Source organism: Tardiphaga sp. 862_B3_N4_1, from assembly GCF_051811085.1.
Lineage (GTDB): Bacteria > Pseudomonadota > Alphaproteobacteria > Rhizobiales > Xanthobacteraceae > Tardiphaga > Tardiphaga robiniae.
Map to the genome: position 1 here is coordinate 1,764,806 of NZ_JBPWQB010000001.1, position 16,305 is coordinate 1,781,110.

Annotated in this window: 19 protein-coding genes and 1 tRNA gene; 12 read left to right on the forward strand and 8 right to left on the reverse strand. The window is 61.5% G+C overall.

What is annotated here, in order from left to right; all coding sequences use genetic code 11:
- Positions 1-17: 17 nt before the first annotated feature.
- A complete protein-coding gene (locus tag AB8B02_RS08120) occupies positions 18-1,145 on the reverse strand; it encodes an S-(hydroxymethyl)glutathione dehydrogenase/class III alcohol dehydrogenase (protein WP_120291114.1) in 1,128 nt (375 codons plus the stop codon).
- 101 nt (positions 1,146-1,246) lie between these two features.
- Here AB8B02_RS08120 and AB8B02_RS08125 point away from each other — a divergent pair, with 101 nt between their 5' ends.
- On the forward strand, positions 1,247-2,134 hold the full coding sequence (locus AB8B02_RS08125; protein ID WP_439063650.1) for a DMT family transporter: 888 nt from the start codon (positions 1,247-1,249) through the stop codon (positions 2,132-2,134).
- A gap of 82 nt (positions 2,135-2,216) precedes the next feature.
- Here AB8B02_RS08125 and AB8B02_RS08130 read toward each other — a convergent pair whose 3' ends face one another.
- Both AB8B02_RS08130 and AB8B02_RS08135 read right to left on the reverse strand, forming a co-directional pair.
- A complete protein-coding gene (locus tag AB8B02_RS08130) occupies positions 2,217-2,579 on the reverse strand; it encodes a hypothetical protein (protein ID WP_068730647.1) in 363 nt (120 codons plus the stop codon).
- A 74-nt stretch (positions 2,580-2,653) separates the two neighbouring features.
- Positions 2,654-4,150, reverse strand: a complete 1,497-nt coding sequence (locus AB8B02_RS08135) for a cryptochrome/photolyase family protein (RefSeq protein ID WP_439063651.1) — start codon at positions 4,148-4,150, stop codon at positions 2,654-2,656.
- Between the two features lie 23 nt (positions 4,151-4,173).
- Here AB8B02_RS08135 and AB8B02_RS08140 point away from each other — a divergent pair, with 23 nt between their 5' ends.
- Complete coding sequence (locus AB8B02_RS08140; RefSeq protein WP_309944384.1) at positions 4,174-4,395, forward strand: hypothetical protein; 222 nt, start codon at positions 4,174-4,176, stop codon at positions 4,393-4,395.
- 99 nt (positions 4,396-4,494) lie between these two features.
- On the opposite strand, the gene AB8B02_RS08145 is transcribed toward AB8B02_RS08140, so the two are convergent.
- Positions 4,495-5,154 carry a peroxiredoxin gene (locus AB8B02_RS08145; protein ID WP_089267220.1) on the reverse strand — a complete coding sequence of 220 codons (660 nt, stop codon included), beginning with the start codon at positions 5,152-5,154 and terminating at the stop codon, positions 4,495-4,497.
- A 67-nt stretch (positions 5,155-5,221) separates the two neighbouring features.
- Between AB8B02_RS08145 and AB8B02_RS08150 the strand changes: the two genes are divergently transcribed.
- From AB8B02_RS08150 to AB8B02_RS08165, 4 genes are all read left to right on the forward strand, one after another.
- Positions 5,222-5,437: a hypothetical protein gene (locus tag AB8B02_RS08150; protein ID WP_231080894.1), complete on the forward strand. Its 216-nt coding sequence runs from the start codon at positions 5,222-5,224 to the stop codon at positions 5,435-5,437.
- A gap of 100 nt (positions 5,438-5,537) precedes the next feature.
- Positions 5,538-6,104, forward strand: coding sequence for a hypothetical protein (locus AB8B02_RS08155; protein ID WP_089267327.1), 567 nt, complete (start codon positions 5,538-5,540; stop codon positions 6,102-6,104).
- Between the two features lie 95 nt (positions 6,105-6,199).
- The gene (locus tag AB8B02_RS08160; RefSeq protein WP_439063652.1) at positions 6,200-6,502 is read left to right on the forward strand and encodes a type II toxin-antitoxin system HigB family toxin; all 303 of its coding nucleotides are present in this window, start codon (positions 6,200-6,202) and stop codon (positions 6,500-6,502) included.
- A 10-nt stretch (positions 6,503-6,512) separates the two neighbouring features.
- Positions 6,513-6,884: a helix-turn-helix domain-containing protein gene (locus AB8B02_RS08165; RefSeq protein ID WP_439063653.1), complete on the forward strand. Its 372-nt coding sequence runs from the start codon at positions 6,513-6,515 to the stop codon at positions 6,882-6,884.
- 48 nt (positions 6,885-6,932) lie between these two features.
- Here the strand turns inward: AB8B02_RS08165 and AB8B02_RS08170 are convergent, their stop codons facing one another.
- On the reverse strand, positions 6,933-8,762 hold the full coding sequence (locus AB8B02_RS08170) for an alkaline phosphatase family protein (RefSeq protein ID WP_439063654.1): 1,830 nt from the start codon (positions 8,760-8,762) through the stop codon (positions 6,933-6,935).
- A 156-nt stretch (positions 8,763-8,918) separates the two neighbouring features.
- Here AB8B02_RS08170 and AB8B02_RS08175 point away from each other — a divergent pair, with 156 nt between their 5' ends.
- Genes AB8B02_RS08175 through AB8B02_RS08185 form a run of 3 tightly spaced genes read left to right on the forward strand, consistent with a single transcriptional unit; the run spans position 8,919 to position 12,097 of the window.
- Entirely contained in the window at positions 8,919-10,934 is a 2,016-nt protein-coding gene (locus tag AB8B02_RS08175) for an acetyl-CoA carboxylase biotin carboxylase subunit (RefSeq protein ID WP_439063655.1), read from the forward strand.
- Between the two features lie 56 nt (positions 10,935-10,990).
- On the forward strand, positions 10,991-11,797 hold the full coding sequence (locus AB8B02_RS08180; RefSeq protein ID WP_175367515.1) for an isocitrate lyase/PEP mutase family protein: 807 nt from the start codon (positions 10,991-10,993) through the stop codon (positions 11,795-11,797).
- Positions 11,798-12,097, forward strand: coding sequence for an acylphosphatase (locus AB8B02_RS08185; protein ID WP_175367327.1), 300 nt, complete (start codon positions 11,798-11,800; stop codon positions 12,095-12,097). It abuts the gene before it with no gap.
- 15 nt (positions 12,098-12,112) lie between these two features.
- On the opposite strand, the gene lipB is transcribed toward AB8B02_RS08185, so the two are convergent.
- On the reverse strand, positions 12,113-12,841 hold the full coding sequence (gene lipB / locus AB8B02_RS08190) for a lipoyl(octanoyl) transferase LipB (RefSeq protein WP_175367326.1): 729 nt from the start codon (positions 12,839-12,841) through the stop codon (positions 12,113-12,115).
- An 81-nt stretch (positions 12,842-12,922) separates the two neighbouring features.
- On the opposite strand from lipB, the gene AB8B02_RS08195 reads away from it, so the two are divergent.
- The 3 genes from AB8B02_RS08195 to AB8B02_RS08205 all read left to right on the forward strand — a co-directional run bounded on the left by AB8B02_RS08195 (position 12,923) and on the right by AB8B02_RS08205 (position 14,125).
- Positions 12,923-13,165, forward strand: coding sequence for a FliM/FliN family flagellar motor switch protein (locus tag AB8B02_RS08195; RefSeq protein ID WP_068730739.1), 243 nt, complete (start codon positions 12,923-12,925; stop codon positions 13,163-13,165).
- A 101-nt stretch (positions 13,166-13,266) separates the two neighbouring features.
- Positions 13,267-13,351: transfer RNA gene (locus tag AB8B02_RS08200), tRNA-Leu, on the forward strand.
- Positions 13,352-13,717: 366 nt separating this feature from the next.
- Positions 13,718-14,125 (forward strand): hypothetical protein, encoded by a 408-nt coding sequence (locus AB8B02_RS08205; protein WP_139285848.1) that lies wholly within the window; start codon positions 13,718-13,720, stop codon positions 14,123-14,125.
- 27 nt (positions 14,126-14,152) lie between these two features.
- Here the strand turns inward: AB8B02_RS08205 and AB8B02_RS08210 are convergent, their stop codons facing one another.
- Positions 14,153-14,581 (reverse strand): hypothetical protein, encoded by a 429-nt coding sequence (locus tag AB8B02_RS08210; RefSeq protein WP_184515913.1) that lies wholly within the window; start codon positions 14,579-14,581, stop codon positions 14,153-14,155.
- Between the two features lie 124 nt (positions 14,582-14,705).
- On the reverse strand, positions 14,706-15,902 hold the full coding sequence (locus tag AB8B02_RS08215) for an MFS transporter (protein ID WP_439063656.1): 1,197 nt from the start codon (positions 15,900-15,902) through the stop codon (positions 14,706-14,708).
- Positions 15,903-16,305: the final 403 nt, after the last annotated feature.

Consider the following 16,305-nt stretch of genomic DNA (forward strand, 5'->3'; position numbering starts at 1 on the left):
CAGAGCGGCAGATGCGCTTAAAACGTCACCACACCGCGGATACTCTCCCCGCGCTTCATCAGATCAAACCCCTTGTTGATGTCACTGAGCGGCATCACGTGGGTGATCATCGGGTCGATCTGGATCTTGCCCTGCATGTACCAGTCGACGATTTTCGGCACGTCGGTGCGGCCGCGGGCGCCGCCGAAAGCCGAGCCGCGCCAGACGCGGCCGGTCACCAGCTGGAACGGGCGTGTCGAGATTTCAGCGCCGGCCGGCGCCACGCCGATGACGATGGATTCGCCCCAGCCGCGGTGGCAGGCTTCCAGCGCCTGACGCATGACCGTGACATTGCCGGTGCAATCGAAGGTGTAATCGGCGCCGCCGATCTGGTCAGCGCCGCGTTTGGTCATGTCGATGAGATGTGGGACCAGATCCTTGCCCAACTCCTTCGGGTTAACGAAGTGAGTCATGCCGAAGCGCTCGCCCCAGGCCTTTCGGTCATTATTGATGTCGACGCCGATGATCATGTCGGCGCCGGCGAGCCGCAGGCCCTGCAGCACGTTGAGGCCGATGCCGCCGAGGCCGAACACGATCGCCTTGGCGCCTTGCTCGACCTTGGCGGTGTTGAACACAGCGCCGATGCCGGTGGTGACGCCGCAGCCGATATAGCAGACCTTGTCGAACGGCGCGTCCTCGCGGATTTTCGCCACCGCGATCTCGGGCAGCACGGTGTAATTCGCGAAGGTCGAGGTACCCATATAGTGGTGAACAGGCTTGCCCTCGAGCGAGAAGCGCGAGGTGCCGTCGGGCATCAGGCCCTGACCCTGCGTCGCGCGAATGGATGTGCAGAGATTGGTCTTGCGCGACAGGCATGACGGGCACTGGCGGCATTCCGGCGTGTAGAGCGGGATGACATGGTCACCCTTCTTCACGGAGGTGACGCCGCGGCCGACATCGACGACGACGCCGGCGCCTTCATGGCCGAGGATCGCCGGAAACAGACCTTCGGGATCGGCGCCCGACAAGGTGAACTCGTCGGTGTGGCAGATGCCGGTGGCCTTGATCTCGATCAGCACTTCGCCGTCGCGCGGACCTTCGAGCTGAACGGTGGTGATCTCCAGCGGCTTCCCGGCACTGATGGCAACGGCGGCGCGAACGTCCATGGCAAATTCCTTCGGTAATGGTCTCGGTGTCGTGATGTCAGGCGGCAGGTCCGCGCAAACAGCCATTGCCGCTTAGCACATGATGGGGCACTGAGCAGCCCATGAAACAGGTTCAGAAAAGCGATCTTGAAATCCTGATCGGACGCGCCGCACCCATCGTCTTCGTGCTGCTGTGGAGCACCGGTTTCATCGGCACCAAGTATGTGCTGAACGGCGCTGAACCTCTGACCTATCTCACCGTGCGCATGATGCTGGTGGTCGCGATCATGGCGGTGATCGTCGCATGGGTGCGTCCGGCGTGGCCGGATCGCGCGGTCATCGGCCACAGCATCATCGCCGGGCTGCTGGTGCAGGGGCTTTATCTCGCCGGCACTGTGTTTGCGGTCGCGCACAAGGTCCCGGTCGGTCTGTCGGCGCTCATCCCGGGCCTGCAGCCGATCCTCACCTCGATCCTCGCCAGTCGGTTTCTCGGCGAGCGCGTCACGCCGCTGCAATGGGGCGGGGTGGCGCTCGGTCTCGCCGGCGTGTTGCTGATCCTGCATGGTCGGCCGATGACGGGCGAGGCGGGCTGGGGCTGGTTCGCGTCCGCCATTTCGCTGATCACGATCACCGTCGGCACGCTCTATCAGAAGCGCTATTGCGGCGGCATCGACTGGCGCACGGGCAGCTTCATTCAGCAACTCGCAGCAATGGTCATGCTCGGCATCGGCGCGTGGGCCCTTGAGACCAATGTGATCCACTGGTCGGCGGAGTTCGTGCTGTCGGTGGTGTGGCTCGCGGTGGTGCTGTCGATCGGCACCGTCGGGCTGCTCTACTGGCTGCTGCGGCGCCAGGCCTCGAGCCAGGTGGCGAGTCTGTTCTATCTGGTGCCGGCCGTGACGGCGCTGATGGCGTTCGTTCTGTTTGGTGAAAAGCTCGATGCCGTTGCCATCATCGGCATGATTGCCTGCGGCGCTGCGGTATTGCTGGTCAACCGCGCCAGGGCCTGACGCCATCCTGCGTCAATCCAGACCCCGGACATGAAAAAGCCTCCGGGCTTGGACCCGGAGGCTTTCACATCTGCGAAGAAGCTTACTTCTTCTTGGCAGCCTTCTTGGCCTTCTTGGCCTTCTTCGGAGCGGCCTTCTTGGCGGCCTTCTTCACGGTCTTCTTGGCAGCCTTCTTCACGGTCTTCTTGGCGGCCTTCTTGACGGTCTTCTTCACTGCTTTCTTAGCCATTGGTCTCGCTTTCTGGGTTTTCTTCTTTGAAGATTTCTTCGCAGAAGTTTTCTTGGTGGACTTCTTCGTCTTCTTAGCCGGGGTCACTTTCTTTGCGACTTTCTTTGCGGCCTTCTTGACCTTCTTCGCCACCGAGGTGGCGACTTCCTTAGTCGCGTCGGCTGCGCTGCTAAGCGCGTCCGTCACTTGCTCCAGGACTGGAGTGTCGTCGTTCATAGCATCCCCCAACATTGTCGACTTTTTCACGTTAGTCCGATTCGGGCGCGTGTTGAAGAGTGTGTCATCGACAGTCAACTATTTCGTATCGTTGTGTACGCCTTTAATGCGCGCTCGCGACCGACTTTGTGATCGACGATCGGCGACGGATAGTCTTTGCCTAAAGTGATTCCCGCGTTTTTGAGTTCGAGCGGTGAAGCCGTCCAAGGCTGATGAATCTGTTTTGTGGATAGTTCTGTCAGTTCGGGTATCCAGCGCCTGACATAGACACCACCGGGATCGAACTTCTCACCCTGCAGGATCGGATTGAAGACGCGGAAGTAGGGTGCTGCGTCCGCGCCGGAGCCTGCGACCCACTGCCAGTTGGCGGGATTGCTGCCTGCATCGGCGTCGACAAGCGTATCCCAGAACCACTTCTCGCCCTCGCGCCAGTCGATGAGCAGATGTTTGACGAGGAAAGATGCGACCACCATGCGTACGCGATTGTGCATCACACCGGTGTGCCAGAGCTCGCGCATGCCCGCATCGACGATCGGATAGCCGGTCAGACCGCGTTGCCACGCGCGCAGCGCCTTGCGATCGGTCTTCCATGGGAACTCATCGAACGATGATTGCAGATTGCGCGTGGCCAAATCGGGAACATCGAATAGCAGATGGCGGCAGAACTCGCGCCAGCCGACTTCACTCATGAACTTTGCGATGTCGCTGCTGTGCGGCGGATGTTCTGCAGCTGCGAAATGCGCGGCAGTCCAGATCTGTCGCGGACTGATCTCGCCGAAGCGTAGATGCGGCGACAGGCGCGACGTGATCTCCCGGTCGGGCCGATCGCGGTCGCTGCTATAGCCCGCGATCTCCTTGAGGAAACGCTTGAGATGTTTCTGCGCCGCAGCTTCGCCGGGCCTCCACGTCTCACGCAGACCGCCGGCCCAGTCGGGCTTCGATGGCTCTAGCGCCCAGTCGGCGAGCTTGTCGCTCTTCACTTTCGGTGCGGGTATGAGTTTCTTCGGCGCCGGTACCGGCTTCGCCGGTTCGCCCATCGCCTGAACGCGCCGCCAGAACGGTGTGAACACGCGCAGGCCGCGGCTCTCCTTGCTGCCGGTCTCCTTGGCGCGGATTGTCGCAGGATGCGCCAGCAGGTCACCCGGAAAGCTCTGCGTGCCGATATCGAGATCGGCAAGCGCTTCGGTAACGCCATCGGCGACCGCGAGATGCGGCGCCTGCGCGATCTCGTTCCAGAAGACGTGGCTGGCATCGACTGCGCGCGCCACATCGACAATGACGTCGGCCGCAGCGCCCTTGCGCAGCACCAGTGTGCCGCCGATGGCGTCGAGGCTTGCGCTGAGTGCGCGCAGCGACTGCGCCAGCCACCACCTCGTCGCGCCGCCCATCGGCCGCGCCTGCGGTGGCTTCAATGCCTTGCTCTGTTCATCGAGGATATAAAGGCAGATCACCGGCGCATTACGTCTGGCTGCGGCATGAAGGGCAGGGTGATCGGACAGACGAAGGTCGTCGCGAAACCAGACGACGATAGGTGCCTGCGTCGGTGTTGAGGTCGAAGATTGATCGGTCATCACTCATCCAACGCGGATGTCGGGTGATTGATCCGGCCGCGAATACCGCGAGAGGCTTTGCAACCCTGCGCGTGCTGGCGCGTAGTATCAGGACATTTATTACCGAATTGGTACTGGAAGTTATTTCGAACCGATACGCCGTTCTCTGGGTGACGACGTCGATCGTCATGCCGCCGCTGGATCTGCTCTTCCTCGGTTTCGTCGCGAGAGCTCCCCGCAAGGACGTGGAGAAGGCGCCCCCATGACGACGGAGAGTGCCTGCAGCATCGATTCGACGGGGCAAAGAAAAGAGGCGCCGCGATCTCTCGCGACGCCTCTTTCGTTCTTGCAAATCAGTCGCAGCGTTACTTCGGCTGCGGCACGATGCGGATATAAGGCTTCGGTTCTTTCCAGCCATTCGGATAGATCGTCTTGGCTTCGTCGTTGGTGACGGAGCCGGCGATGATGACGTCCTCGCCATGCTTCCAGTCGGCCGGCGTAGCGACGCGATGCTTGGCGGTCATCTGCAGTGAATCGATTACGCGCAGGATTTCCTGGAAGTTGCGGCCGGTGGTCATCGGATAGACCAGCACCAGTTTGATCTTCTTGTCCGGTCCGATGATGAAGACGTTGCGCACGGTGGCGTTGTCCGCGGCGGTGCGGCTGTCGGCATCGCCCGCCACGTCGGCGGGAAGCATGTTGTAGAGCTTCGAGACCTTGAGGTCGGTGTCGCCGATCATCGGGAAGGTCGGGCGGGCGCCCTGGGTTTCGTTAATATCGTCGACCCACAGCGCGTGCTTGTGCACGGGGTCGACGCTGAGGCCGATCAGCTTGACGCCGCGCTTGTCGAATTCCGGCTGCAGCTTGGCAAGCGCGCCGAGCTCGGTGGTGCAGACCGGGGTGAAGTCCTTCGGATGCGAGAACAAAAGAGCCCAGCTATCGCCGATCCAGTCATGGAACTTGATGCGGCCAGCCGTGGTTTCGGCCTCGAAATCGGGGGCGACGGCGTTGATCTGGAGCGTCATGATGGACCTCATGTCATTCTGATTACAGATGAATTTCGTGGGCCATTATAAAGGCGCACGCTGGTAAATGGAACTGTCCGGCAAAAAGGACAAGAACTTTCTTCAAATTTGGCGCGCACTGGCATTCAGTTTCACGCAAGGCGGCTGCGGCAAAATACCCACGCAACATGATGTTATCGGATGCCGTGATGTTGCCTCCCGCGCGGCGCAATCCCGCCTGACCGCATCGCCACATCTGATCGAACCCAGCAGCGTCTCGGCGCGACTGAACTGCAACGGTTAGGGATAAGAAGAACTCCTGTCCATCTCTTAACCGAGCGTTAAGTCGCCCATGGAATTGCTGGGCTATGTTGAGAAATATGCTGCAAACAGAAGAGCTTGAAATGTCATCCGCTGCCGCTGCCGACGTATTCGGCGCCATCGAAACGTCCTCCATCAACGATCATCGCGCTGCGGCGCAGGCCCTCGCCGTCGTGCGCGACGGCGTCATCACCGGCGAAGGCCCGACCACCCGTGGCCGTATCCATTTCTCCCGTGCGCTCGATGCCGATGACGCCGCCTGGTGCGAGCGCATCCTGGGTGCGTCGGCACTGGCCAGCCAGCCGGTCAGCCGCGACGAGGCCGAGGCACTGTTTGCGATCAACGAAGCGGCGGCCGAGCGCAGCGATGACGGACGTTTCGATGACCTGTTCGCCAAGGCTGTCGTGCATCACGCTGCGTCCGCGTCGGGCCTGCCGGTGCCGCCGCGTGCGGTGGCGCTGTCGCCCGATGTTGCCATCGAGACCTGGGCGCCGACCAAGGCCGTTGGCGTGAATATCGAAGTGCTCGAATGGATCGCGTCGCAGATGCGCGCCAAGCGCGTCAGCAATGCCGCCGTCATGACACTGGTCACGACCGTGGTCGGCGCCGCGACGCTGCAACTGCCGAACGTGTTCGACATCGGCATGTAAGCCGGTCGAAGATCGTCAGAATACGAAAACGGCGGAGCGTGGCTCCGCCGTTTTTTTGTTGCGAGGTTCCCGTTTTGGGAACATAATTTATAATCATGAGGATCATTGCGTGGAGCGTTCTTGCCTCATATGCGCAAACGCATCCCGAGACCAAGGCATCGCTGCACCGGTGGAGATCGCTGGTGCGTGCTGCCGCATGGGGCTCGATGGAGGATGTCCGGTTGGCAGCTCCGGGCGCGAAGATTCTAAATGGAGAACGCGTCAGGTTTGAAGTTGCTGGCGGCAATTTTCGGATGATCGTCGCTTTCGATTTTCGCAGATGCATCGCGTTCATCAAATTCATTGGTTCGCACGCCGAATATGATCGCATCGATGCTTTGACAGTTTCGCAGTTCTAGGAAGCAGGCCATGGATATCCGCCCCATTCGGAATGACGACGATCATATGGCCGCCTTGCGCGAGATCGAGAGACTGTGGGGCGCTGCCACAGGTACGGATGACGGCGATAAGCTCGATGTCCTCGCAACACTCGTCGAGAAATATGAAGAGACGCGCTGGCCTTCTGTCGACGCATCCGATCCCGTCGATCTGTTGAATTATGCGATCGATGAACTCGGTCATACTCAGGCAGAGTTGGCCGAACTGCTCGGCTCGCGATCACGCGCGTCCGAATTGCTCAATCGCCGTCGACCGCTGACGGTCGAGATGATCCACAAGATCAGCGAAGCGTGGAAGATTCCTGCCGAGCTTCTGGTGCGGCCTATCCGATCTGCCGCTTGACAGAAAACGGCGGAGCGTGGCTCCGCCGTTTTTTGTTTGGGCTGTCGATTACTTCGCGTCGAGGCCGACAGTCCGGCCCGGGAAACCGGCGACATCGAAATATTTGTGCTCGCCGACCTTCTGCAATTGCAGCACCGTGACCAGACCCTGATCGTCAGGCGCCGAACGCATCACGTCGGTCGTTGCCGTCGGCGTTTCGCCAGTCACCGTCGCTTCACTCATCACGCGGCCGATCAGGCTGCCTTTGGACTCGCGCTTGAGGCCGAGCAGATGCGCGGCAGTCATGCCGGTATCGGCATTGCTGACCGGCAGGGGATCGACGAAGCCGGCTTTGAAGTCCGGACCGATCGCCGCCATGAAGTTGTGGGTATCGCCGCGCCCGAACGAACCATGCATGCCCTGACCCTGACGCAGCACGGTGTCTGCGATCTCGACCTGGCACGCCGCCGGCTCTTCGCAGCCCTCCGAATAGGAGCGGAATGAGACGACGATCGCGGGATGCGGCGTGACGGCTTTGCCGGACAGGTTGATCGACGACAGTGGCAGCGCGCCGGGGAAGGAGCCCAGCGAGTCCTCCACGAAGATGCCGCTGATGTAATCCTGCTTCAGCAGCGCCTTCACGGTGCGGCCGGCGAAGACCTTGTCGCCGGTCGGCAGATAGATCAGGTCGGAGCCGCCATTGGTGGCGATGATCAGCTCGGGCTTGTCCTTGTCCTTGCCGATATAGGCGTTGCCGGCCTTCGGATACGCATTGTCGGCAACGGCGGCGAATTTGTCGTTGGGATCGAACAGCGGCAGGTCGAGCGACTTGGCGAGATCGATGGCCAGGAAGCCCAGCGGCAGGAAGCCTTCCGGCGTATCCGCATAGGTGCCCTTGATGGTCGCCGAGGTCTTGCTCTCCTTGGAGATCGTCGAGAAGCCGTGATCCGCCGAGATCATGATGTTGGTATTGGCACTGAGCCCAAGATCGTCGAGCGTCTTGCGCAGCTGCGCGAGATTGTCGTCGGCGTTCTTGATCGAGGCGAGTGAGGAAGGGCCGTTGATGCCGGGCGTCACCTTGTTGAGGCTGTCGCCCTGGTTGTGCTGGGTGCCATCGGGATCGCGCGACCAGAAGATGAGCACGAACGGCTTGTTGCGCGCCTTGAACATCGGCAGCACCACTTTGCTCGCGACATCGGCCATATAGGCCTGCTGCTTGATATTGGCTTCCGTGGTGCCGGGCGTCTTGGCGTCGCCCGCCTTGCCATTGTCGCCGCGGCCGGGTGTTTCCACCGCGAGGCCAGCCTTCGCGAGAGCGTCCTTCATCTCATCCGACAGGGGGATGCCGAGCAGCTTGCCTGCTTTGTCGATGCCGCCGGTCTGGTCGTCGATGGTGATCGTCTCCTTGCCGGTGCGTTCGGTGTGATCGAACATCAGCGTCGGGCCGACCTTGCCGATCGCGGCGGTGGAATAGCCGGCCTTGCGCGCGGCCTTCAGCAGCGTTTCCTCATTGAGGTAGTCGCCGTTGAACTGCTCGTCGAGATCGCCCAGTACTTGGTCGTGTTCGATGAAGGGGATCGGGCTGTTGTTCTGCACCGGGGTGGGGTGGCCGGTATAGATCGAGTTCGAGAACACGCCGGTATCGCCGAGATAATGGCCGGACGCCATGCCCGACGCATTGGCCATGGTGAAGGTCGGAAACAGCGAATGCGAGTTCCGGAAATTGACGCCCTTATCCCGCACTGCGGACATCGCAGGCGCCGTTTCCGGCGTCACTTTCAGCGCCCGAAGCCCATCAGGTACGAACAAAATGAGGTTGCGGGGAGGGCTGTTTTGGGCGAAAGCCGTTGTTGCGGATATAAGAGTAAGACTGAGGGAGAGGATGGTGGCGCAGCGCATGAAAAACCTCGCTTCGAAAGAACTCGGCCGATCCGGTCCAGACGTCTTCTCTAGTTTTTGTCCGCGACAGAATTGTTACGACTGCGGCGCCATGCCACATTGTACCGTCGACCCCATCTTTCCGATCCCGCCTCAAGGTTGCAAGTAAGACAGCTCATGTTCAAAAAAATTCTGATCGCCAATCGCGGCGAGATCGCCTGCCGGGTCATCAAGTCCGCCCGCAAGATGGGTATCAAGACCGTCGCCGTCTATTCCGAAGCCGATCGCGATGCGCTGCATGTCGAGATGGCCGACGAGGCTATGTTCATCGGACCTCCGGCCGCGGCCGAGAGCTATCTCATGATCGAGAAGATCGTCGAAGCCTGCAAGAAGACCGGCGCCGAAGCGGTGCATCCCGGCTACGGCTTCCTGTCCGAGCGAGAAGCCTTCCCACGCGCGCTGGAGGCCGCCGGTATCGTGTTCATCGGCCCCAATCCCGGCGCCATCGCCGCCATGGGCGACAAGATTGAATCCAAGAAGGCGGCAGCCAAGGCCAACGTCTCAACCGTGCCGGGCTATCTCGGTGTCATCACCGACGACAAGCACGCCGTGAAGATCGCCGACGAGATCGGCTATCCCGTGATGATCAAGGCCTCCGCCGGCGGCGGCGGCAAGGGCATGCGCATCGCGCATTCGACTTCGGAAGTGGTCGAGGGTTTCAACCTCGCCAAGGCCGAGGCGAAGTCGTCGTTCGGCGACGACCGTGTCTTTATCGAGAAGTTCATCGTCGATCCCCGCCACATCGAAATCCAGGTGCTCGGCGACAAGCACGGCAACGTGATCTATCTCGGCGAGCGCGAATGCTCGATCCAGCGCCGCAACCAGAAAGTCATCGAGGAGGCGCCGTCGCCGCTGCTCGACGAGACCACCCGCCGCAAGATGGGCGAGCAGGCCGTGGCTCTCGCCAAGGCCGTGAATTACGACAGCGCCGGCACGGTGGAATTCGTCGCCGGCCAGGACAAGAGCTTCTACTTCCTCGAAATGAACACCCGTCTGCAGGTCGAACATCCCGTGACTGAGCTCGTCACCGGCGTCGATCTCGTCGAGCAGATGATCCGTGTCGCTGCCGGCGAGAAGCTGCAGCTTGCGCAGAAGGACGTCACGCTGACCGGCTGGGCTGTGGAGTCCCGCGTCTATGCGGAAGACCCGTTCCGCAACTTTCTGCCGTCCATCGGCCGCCTCGTGAAGTATCGTCCGCCGGCCGAGAGCAAGTCCGACAACATCACCGTGCGCAACGACACCGGTGTGCAGGAGGGCGGCGAGATCTCGATCTATTACGATCCGATGATCGCCAAGCTTGTCACCCACGCCCCGTCGCGCGCCGCCGCCATCGAGGCGCAGTCTCATGCGCTCGACGCGTTTTATATCGACGGTATCAGACACAATATTCCGTTCCTGTCGGCGCTGATGAGCCATCCGCGCTGGCGGGAGGGCAATCTCTCCACCGGCTTCATCGCCGAGGAGTTCCCCAAGGGCTTCGCCGCCAGGGCGCCGGAGGGCGAAGTCGCCCGCCGTATCGCCGCGGTGGCCGCGGCCGTCGACTCCATCTACGGCGAACGCAAGCGGCAGATTTCCGGCCAGTTGATCGGCCGTCCGGTGACCCGTGCGGGTCGCCGCGCCGTGTGGTTGGAGCGCGAGGAGATCGCGCTCGACGTGGCCCGTGACGGCGATGTCGTGACGGTGGCCTTCGTCGGTGCTGACGGCAAGACGGGTGCGCCGCATAAGCTCTCGTCGTCCTGGAAGCCGGGCGTGCCGGTCTGGGAAGGCACCATCGATGGCCATAACGTCGCCATGCAGGTGCGCCCTCAGACGTCGGGCATCCGCATCGCGCATCAGGGTTATGAAGTCGCGGTCAATGTCTTCACCGAGGCGGAGGCTACCGCTGCGCGCCTGATGCCGGTAGGCGTCAAGGCCGACACCGGCAAGAAGCTGCTGTGCCCGATGCCGGGCCTCGTCGTCTCGATTGCCGTGACCGAAGGTCAGGACGTCAAGGCCGGCGAGACCCTCGCCGTTGTGGAGGCGATGAAGATGCAGAACGTGCTCCGCGCCGAACGCGACGGCACCGTCAAGAAAATCCATGCCGCTGCTGGCGCAACGCTGGCGGTGGATGCGCTCATTCTTGAATTCGCGTGACGACCTTCCGGCAACGCCGTTACGGATTGCGGGCGATCCTGTCCGGCGATCGCTGCATGCGTCCGGGATCGGTCTATGACGCGATATCGGTGCGCATCGCCGAAGACCTCGGTTTCGAGGTCGGCATGTTCGGGGGCTCGGCGGCGTCGCTCGCCATTCTCGGCGATCCCGACATCGCGCTGATCACGCTGTCCGAACTCACCGAGCAGATGCGGCGGATGTCGCGCGCCGGCTCGCTGCCGGTGCTGGTCGATGCCGATCACGGTTATGGCAACGCGCTTAATGTCCGCCGCACGGTGGAAGAGCTGGAAGCCGCCGGCGCCGCCGGCCTGACCATCGAGGACACGCTGCTGCCCGCCGCCTTTGGCGAAGCGAAGGCGCAGCTGATCTCTCCGGAAGAGGGGCTCGGCAAGGTCAAGGCTGCACTGAATGCGCGACAGGATCCGGCGCTGGTGATTGTGGGCCGCACCGGCGCCGCCTCCATCACATCCGTGGATGACGCGATTGCGCGTGCCAAATCCTATGAAGCCGCCGGCGTCGATGCAGTGATGTTCACCGGCCTCAAGAGCCGCGCCGAACTGCAAGCGGCAAGCGCTGCGACCACGCTGCCGATCGTGCTCGGCAGTCCCACTGACGACATGGATTGGGATTTCCTCAGCGCCCAGCGCGTCCGCATCGCCATTCAGGGCCATGCGCCGATCTCCGCGGCGACCGCTGCCGTCCATGCGACTCTTAAAGCAGTACGCGAAGGTGCGGGGCCGAAGGAGCTGAAGAATCTTGCCTCAAGCGAGTTGATGGAGAGCGTCACCCGCGGTGCCGTCGTGAAACAGCGCGGCATCGATTTCCTGGGACTCAAGAAATAGATGTGTGGCGTGATCCGTCACGTGATGATCCTCGGCCGCGTGCAGGGCGTTGGCTATCGCTACTGGGCCGGCCAACAAGCCTCGTTGCTCGGCCTCGAAGGCTGGGTGCGCAACCGCCGTGATGGCAGCGTGGAAGCGGTGTTTGCGGGACCCGCCGATATTGTCACTGACATGATCGAGGCGTGTCGCCGTGGTCCAACGGCCGCCCGCGTCGATAGCGTCGTGACAAGCGATGCCACGCCAGACATGCTTGCCCTACGCGTCAACGGCGAGGTGTTCTCGCAATTGCCGACGCTGTAATTCGGATTGCGTCGCTCAGACCGCCGCTTCTGCCGCGAACTGCTCGCTCTCGCCGAACACTTCCCCAAACGCATGCCGCAGTGCCACGTCCACATCCGTCATGGCTACCGGCAGGCCGAGATCGACTAGGCTGGTGACGCCGTAGCGCGGATCGACCACGCCGCAGGGCACGATGGCGTCGAAATGCGCGAGGTCCGGTTCCACATTGATGGCGATGCCATGGAACGAGACCCAGCGCCGCAGCCGCACGCCGATGGCGGCGATCTTGTCCTCATATCCTGCGCCCTTGTCGGGCCGGGCGACCCAGACGCCGACCCGGTCCTCGCGCCGTTCGCCCTTCACGTTGAAGGCGTCCAGCGTCCGGATGATCAGGTCTTCCAGCGCCGCCACATAGGCCCGAACGTCCGGCCGGCGCGCCTTCAGGTCGAGCAGCACATAGGCCACCCGCTGGCCGGGGCCGTGATAGGTCACCTGGCCGCCGCGGCCGGTCTCGAACACCGGATACCGGGCATCCAGCAGGTCGTCAGACTTGCCTGACGTGCCGGACGTATAGAGCGGGGGGTGTTCCAGCAGCCAGACCAGTTCCGGCGCGGTGCCGTCGGCAATGGCCGCCGCCCGGGCTTCCATCTCGGCCACGGCGTCCGGATAGGGAATCGGACCATCGGATACCCGCCATTCCACCGGCCGGCCGGGGAGGCCGCGAGAAAACACTGTTAAATCGAGGGTTTGGCGATCATTAACCATTGGCTAACCATAACATGTTGATCTCGCAGGCACCGCAATCTTGCATCTGTGCGATCCTGCATCTGGGAATTTGAGGCCGACGTGCCAACCCTCGATAAAATTACCGTCGATATCATGGTGGTCCTCGGCACCACGTCGATGCCCGTTCATCAGGTGATGCGGCTGAGCCGGGGCGCCATCATCGAACTGGATGCCACAGAGCAGGACGAGGTCAAAATTCTTGCCAATAACCTGCCCGTTGCGTCAGGCGTGGTGATGGTCGATCGCAACCGGATTGCGGTCGAGGTCAAGCAGATGCTGCCACGGTCGCCTGACCACAGATAGGTAGCCCGGAGAGGCCAAGAGGCCTTGTCTCCCCATCATTGGTTTGTTACATCGGCGCCGGTTGATCCGGCCGGGCGATTTGCCCTCGCCGGATTTCTTTAGCGCTCGTGGCGGAATTGGTAGACGCGCTGCCTTGAGGTGGCAGTCCGTAACAGGGTGGGGGTTCGAGTCCCTCCGAGCGCACCACACCTCACACACATCAAAAGACTGCTGCCATATCGGGTAAACGAGCCGGCTTTTCTCATCGTAGGATGATAAGCTGAGATTTGTATTGCGCCCTGACAACTCCGTCCGGGCGACGGCCAGGACCTCGCGCCGTCGGAGCAGGAGCGAACATTCGGTGGTGGTGTGACGTCGCTGTAACTACTAGCGATAGTTTATTAGGACGGAATCGTATAGGTTGGGGATTGGGAGTTTCGTAATCGGAAATCCTTAAAATCGCCGTTGTGGTGATTTGTTCTGCAAACACTTTGAACGTGTACTGTTGCAAGAAAGTGACAAGACTGGACGGATTCTTGCTTTAATCTAGGTTGTGGCTCTGAGGCAGGTCGAATGCAACTTCCGCACAAAATGATTCGAGACCGAGCCTATTTCATCGCTGGTCGCCCGGCCGCCAGTCGCAAATCTCATGATCCGAATATCGAAAGCGCGATCAGGGACGCCGAGTACTATCTCGATAGCCTTCCCGACAATTTCTATCGCCCGTTGATTTCAGGGGCGACGGCAGCGTCACAAGAACAAATATTGGTTCTGACGTGGCTCGTCCAAATGCATGATGAGATGAAAGCGGTCGAAGTGGCTTTTTTGGGAAATGGCATGTGCCGCGTGATGTGGCCGAGCGCCTCATTGACCCGAGAGGTTGAACGGCTATCGGTGAAAGACCTGCTTTCCTTGCATCTTGAAGAAATGGTCAGTCAGTATCGTACTGCTCGTGATCCGGATGAGTGGCTTGTGCAATGAAGGTTTGCTTGAGCTAGTCGCAAAAGGCTAGTTGCAGCCATAGGCCTTCCACAAGTCGCGAAGCGTGCCCTCTGGTAGCTTCCCGCTATTGTGCAGCTTGATGCTGCCCAAGCCGCTACACACACATACTGCCGCGGCACGGTCGGCCTTGTCCTTGCCAGCCTGATTCTTGGCTTTCTTGCGTGCTTCGACCTGTCGGTCCACGCAGCCATTGATCTCGGACACGAGTTGATCAAGGAGTTGGCCTGGGATGATGACAATCGATTTGATTGCGCTGTCGCTCCCCTTCATCGCCAGCACCTCTGCGTTGGTCCCGGATGCGTTTCCCTTAAATTTGTCCAGTGCCTGATCTGTGCTGAGGTTCTGGGTGGCCATCAGGTCTTTCACTGAACGCCCGATGCTGAGCAGCGATGCAAGTATTGAAAGTCCCGAAGCTGCAATGGGCAATTCCAGCATTTCCGTCCTCCAAAAGATTGTCGCTTAAAAGTGTACCTCTCCATCCAATATCAACCAGAAGGAGAGGGCAAGTGCGGCTGTCGATCTTGAGGGGACGGTTGATGCGCAAATGCCGTGCGAGCTCTCAGCCTGACATTGCCAGCACCAGCGCGCAGATCGCCGCGACGGCGCCGATCAGAAACGCCGTCCCATACCCGAAAACGCCCGCCGCATATCCAACTGCCGGCGCGGTCAGCCCGATCGCCAGATCGAAGAAGGCGATAAAATTCGCCACCGCGCGGCCGCGCTGTTCGATGGGCACGCGGCGCGTGGCCTCGACACCCATCGACGGGAAGATCAGCGAGAATCCGATGCCGGTGACCAGCGCGCCGAGCAGCGCCAGCATCGGATTCGTGGACAGCCAGATCAGCGCCTGGCCCAGCGCCTCGATGGCCAGCGATGTCATCGCGACGCGCGCGCCGCCGAACTGGTCGGGCAGGTGGCTGCCGACCAGGCGCACGAAGATGAATCCGGTCGAGAAGGCGGCGAGGGCGATGCCGGCGCCGGACCAGCCGCGTTCGACATAGGTCAGCGCCAGAAAGCCGGTGATCCCCGCGAAGGGGATGGTGGCCAGAAACAAGACCGTGCCGGAACGCCAGATCAGTCCGATCACCTTGTAGAACGGCGTGCGTTCGGTGCTGCCCGACACAGGCACGTCGGGGATGGCGTAGGCGATCCCCAGTGCGATCAGTGGCGAGATCGCCGCCAGCACGCCGACGCCGGCAAAGCCGATCGATGCATAGACCGCGAGGCCGATCGGTGCGCCCAATCCAATCGCCGAATACATGGCGATGCCCTGCCATGACATCACCAGACCGGTGCGGTGCGGGCCGAGCCGTCCGATGCACCAGCTCATGGCGCCGGTGATGAACAGGCTTTCGCCGAAGCCGAGCGCGACGCGGCCGATCAGCAGCAGCGTGAGCTTGCCTTCGCTCGGCAGCGGCAGGGCGGCAGCAAGCAGATAGAACAGGCCGGCCAGCGCCGATAGCGGCAGGCCGAGCCGGATCGCGTAGCGCGCGCCGTGATGGTCGCTGAGCGTGCCGGCGCGGTGGCGGGTGAGCACGGTCACCACCGACTGGATGCCGATGGCGAAGCCGATCACGCCGGCTGAGAAACCGAGCTGGTCATGGATGTAGAGCGAGATCGGCGGCAGCGGCAAGCCGACCGAGAGGAAGCCGAAAAAGACGATCAGCACCTGCTTGATCAGGCTCTTGCGGTCGTCGCGGTTGAGCGGCGCAGGTTTGGACGCGGTTTTGAATTTTGGGGGAGCGTTCTGATTCATGTCGACGTGCTTTCGAGGCGGCCAGCCACATTGGGGCTGTCCGGAGCTGAGCACGTTGAGTGACGTTAACGCTTACGGCTGGGAGATACCCTGCAAGCGGCTGGTTACGGCGAAGCAGGTTCCTCTGTCAAGGTTGTATAGCGCGGGAAGCGCTGCCGCACGGTCGCGCTATCGCACCGTGTCCGAGCGGGACGCTGTGATCTTGCTATCGAAGCCGCCGCAGACATCATCGCGCCGGGCCGAGCATGCCAGTCGCTCCTCGGCCGGCCGTACCGCGCTGATTGACACGCGCCGTCGTTTGACAAAAGTCCGTTGGCGCGTTGCGGGTAAATCTCCAGATGCATTGCAGTTGTCATCATCCTTTAGCGCTCGGGTAACGACTTGCCAGTAGCAACGCCGCCGT

What these genes read in the sequence shown, in the direction of transcription:
- AB8B02_RS08145 (WP_089267220.1), bottom strand. Translation starts at nt 5,154, where the DNA reads ATGACGCTCCAGATCAACGCCGTCGCCCCCGATTTCGAGGCCGAAACC.
- AB8B02_RS08210 (WP_184515913.1), bottom strand. Translation starts at nt 14,581, where the DNA reads ATGCTGGAATTGCCCATTGCAGCTTCGGGACTTTCAATACTTGCATCG.
- AB8B02_RS08130 (WP_068730647.1), bottom strand. Translation starts at nt 2,579, where the DNA reads ATGAACGACGACACTCCAGTCCTGGAGCAAGTGACGGACGCGCTTAGC.
- AB8B02_RS08160 (WP_439063652.1), top strand. Translation starts at nt 6,200, where the DNA reads ATGAGGATCATTGCGTGGAGCGTTCTTGCCTCATATGCGCAAACGCAT.
- AB8B02_RS08150 (WP_231080894.1), top strand. Translation starts at nt 5,222, where the DNA reads ATGGAACTGTCCGGCAAAAAGGACAAGAACTTTCTTCAAATTTGGCGC.
- AB8B02_RS08125 (WP_439063650.1), top strand. Translation starts at nt 1,247, where the DNA reads ATGAAACAGGTTCAGAAAAGCGATCTTGAAATCCTGATCGGACGCGCC.
- lipB (WP_175367326.1), bottom strand. Translation starts at nt 12,841, where the DNA reads ATGGTTAATGATCGCCAAACCCTCGATTTAACAGTGTTTTCTCGCGGC.
- AB8B02_RS08135 (WP_439063651.1), bottom strand. Translation starts at nt 4,150, where the DNA reads ATGACCGATCAATCTTCGACCTCAACACCGACGCAGGCACCTATCGTC.
- AB8B02_RS08180 (WP_175367515.1), top strand. Translation starts at nt 10,991, where the DNA reads ATGCGTCCGGGATCGGTCTATGACGCGATATCGGTGCGCATCGCCGAA.
- AB8B02_RS08175 (WP_439063655.1), top strand. Translation starts at nt 8,919, where the DNA reads ATGTTCAAAAAAATTCTGATCGCCAATCGCGGCGAGATCGCCTGCCGG.
- AB8B02_RS08155 (WP_089267327.1), top strand. Translation starts at nt 5,538, where the DNA reads ATGTCATCCGCTGCCGCTGCCGACGTATTCGGCGCCATCGAAACGTCC.
- AB8B02_RS08165 (WP_439063653.1), top strand. Translation starts at nt 6,513, where the DNA reads ATGGATATCCGCCCCATTCGGAATGACGACGATCATATGGCCGCCTTG.
- AB8B02_RS08185 (WP_175367327.1), top strand. Translation starts at nt 11,798, where the DNA reads ATGTGTGGCGTGATCCGTCACGTGATGATCCTCGGCCGCGTGCAGGGC.
- AB8B02_RS08215 (WP_439063656.1), bottom strand. Translation starts at nt 15,902, where the DNA reads ATGAATCAGAACGCTCCCCCAAAATTCAAAACCGCGTCCAAACCTGCG.
- AB8B02_RS08120 (WP_120291114.1), bottom strand. Translation starts at nt 1,145, where the DNA reads ATGGACGTTCGCGCCGCCGTTGCCATCAGTGCCGGGAAGCCGCTGGAG.
- AB8B02_RS08170 (WP_439063654.1), bottom strand. Translation starts at nt 8,762, where the DNA reads ATGCGCTGCGCCACCATCCTCTCCCTCAGTCTTACTCTTATATCCGCA.
- AB8B02_RS08205 (WP_139285848.1), top strand. Translation starts at nt 13,718, where the DNA reads ATGCAACTTCCGCACAAAATGATTCGAGACCGAGCCTATTTCATCGCT.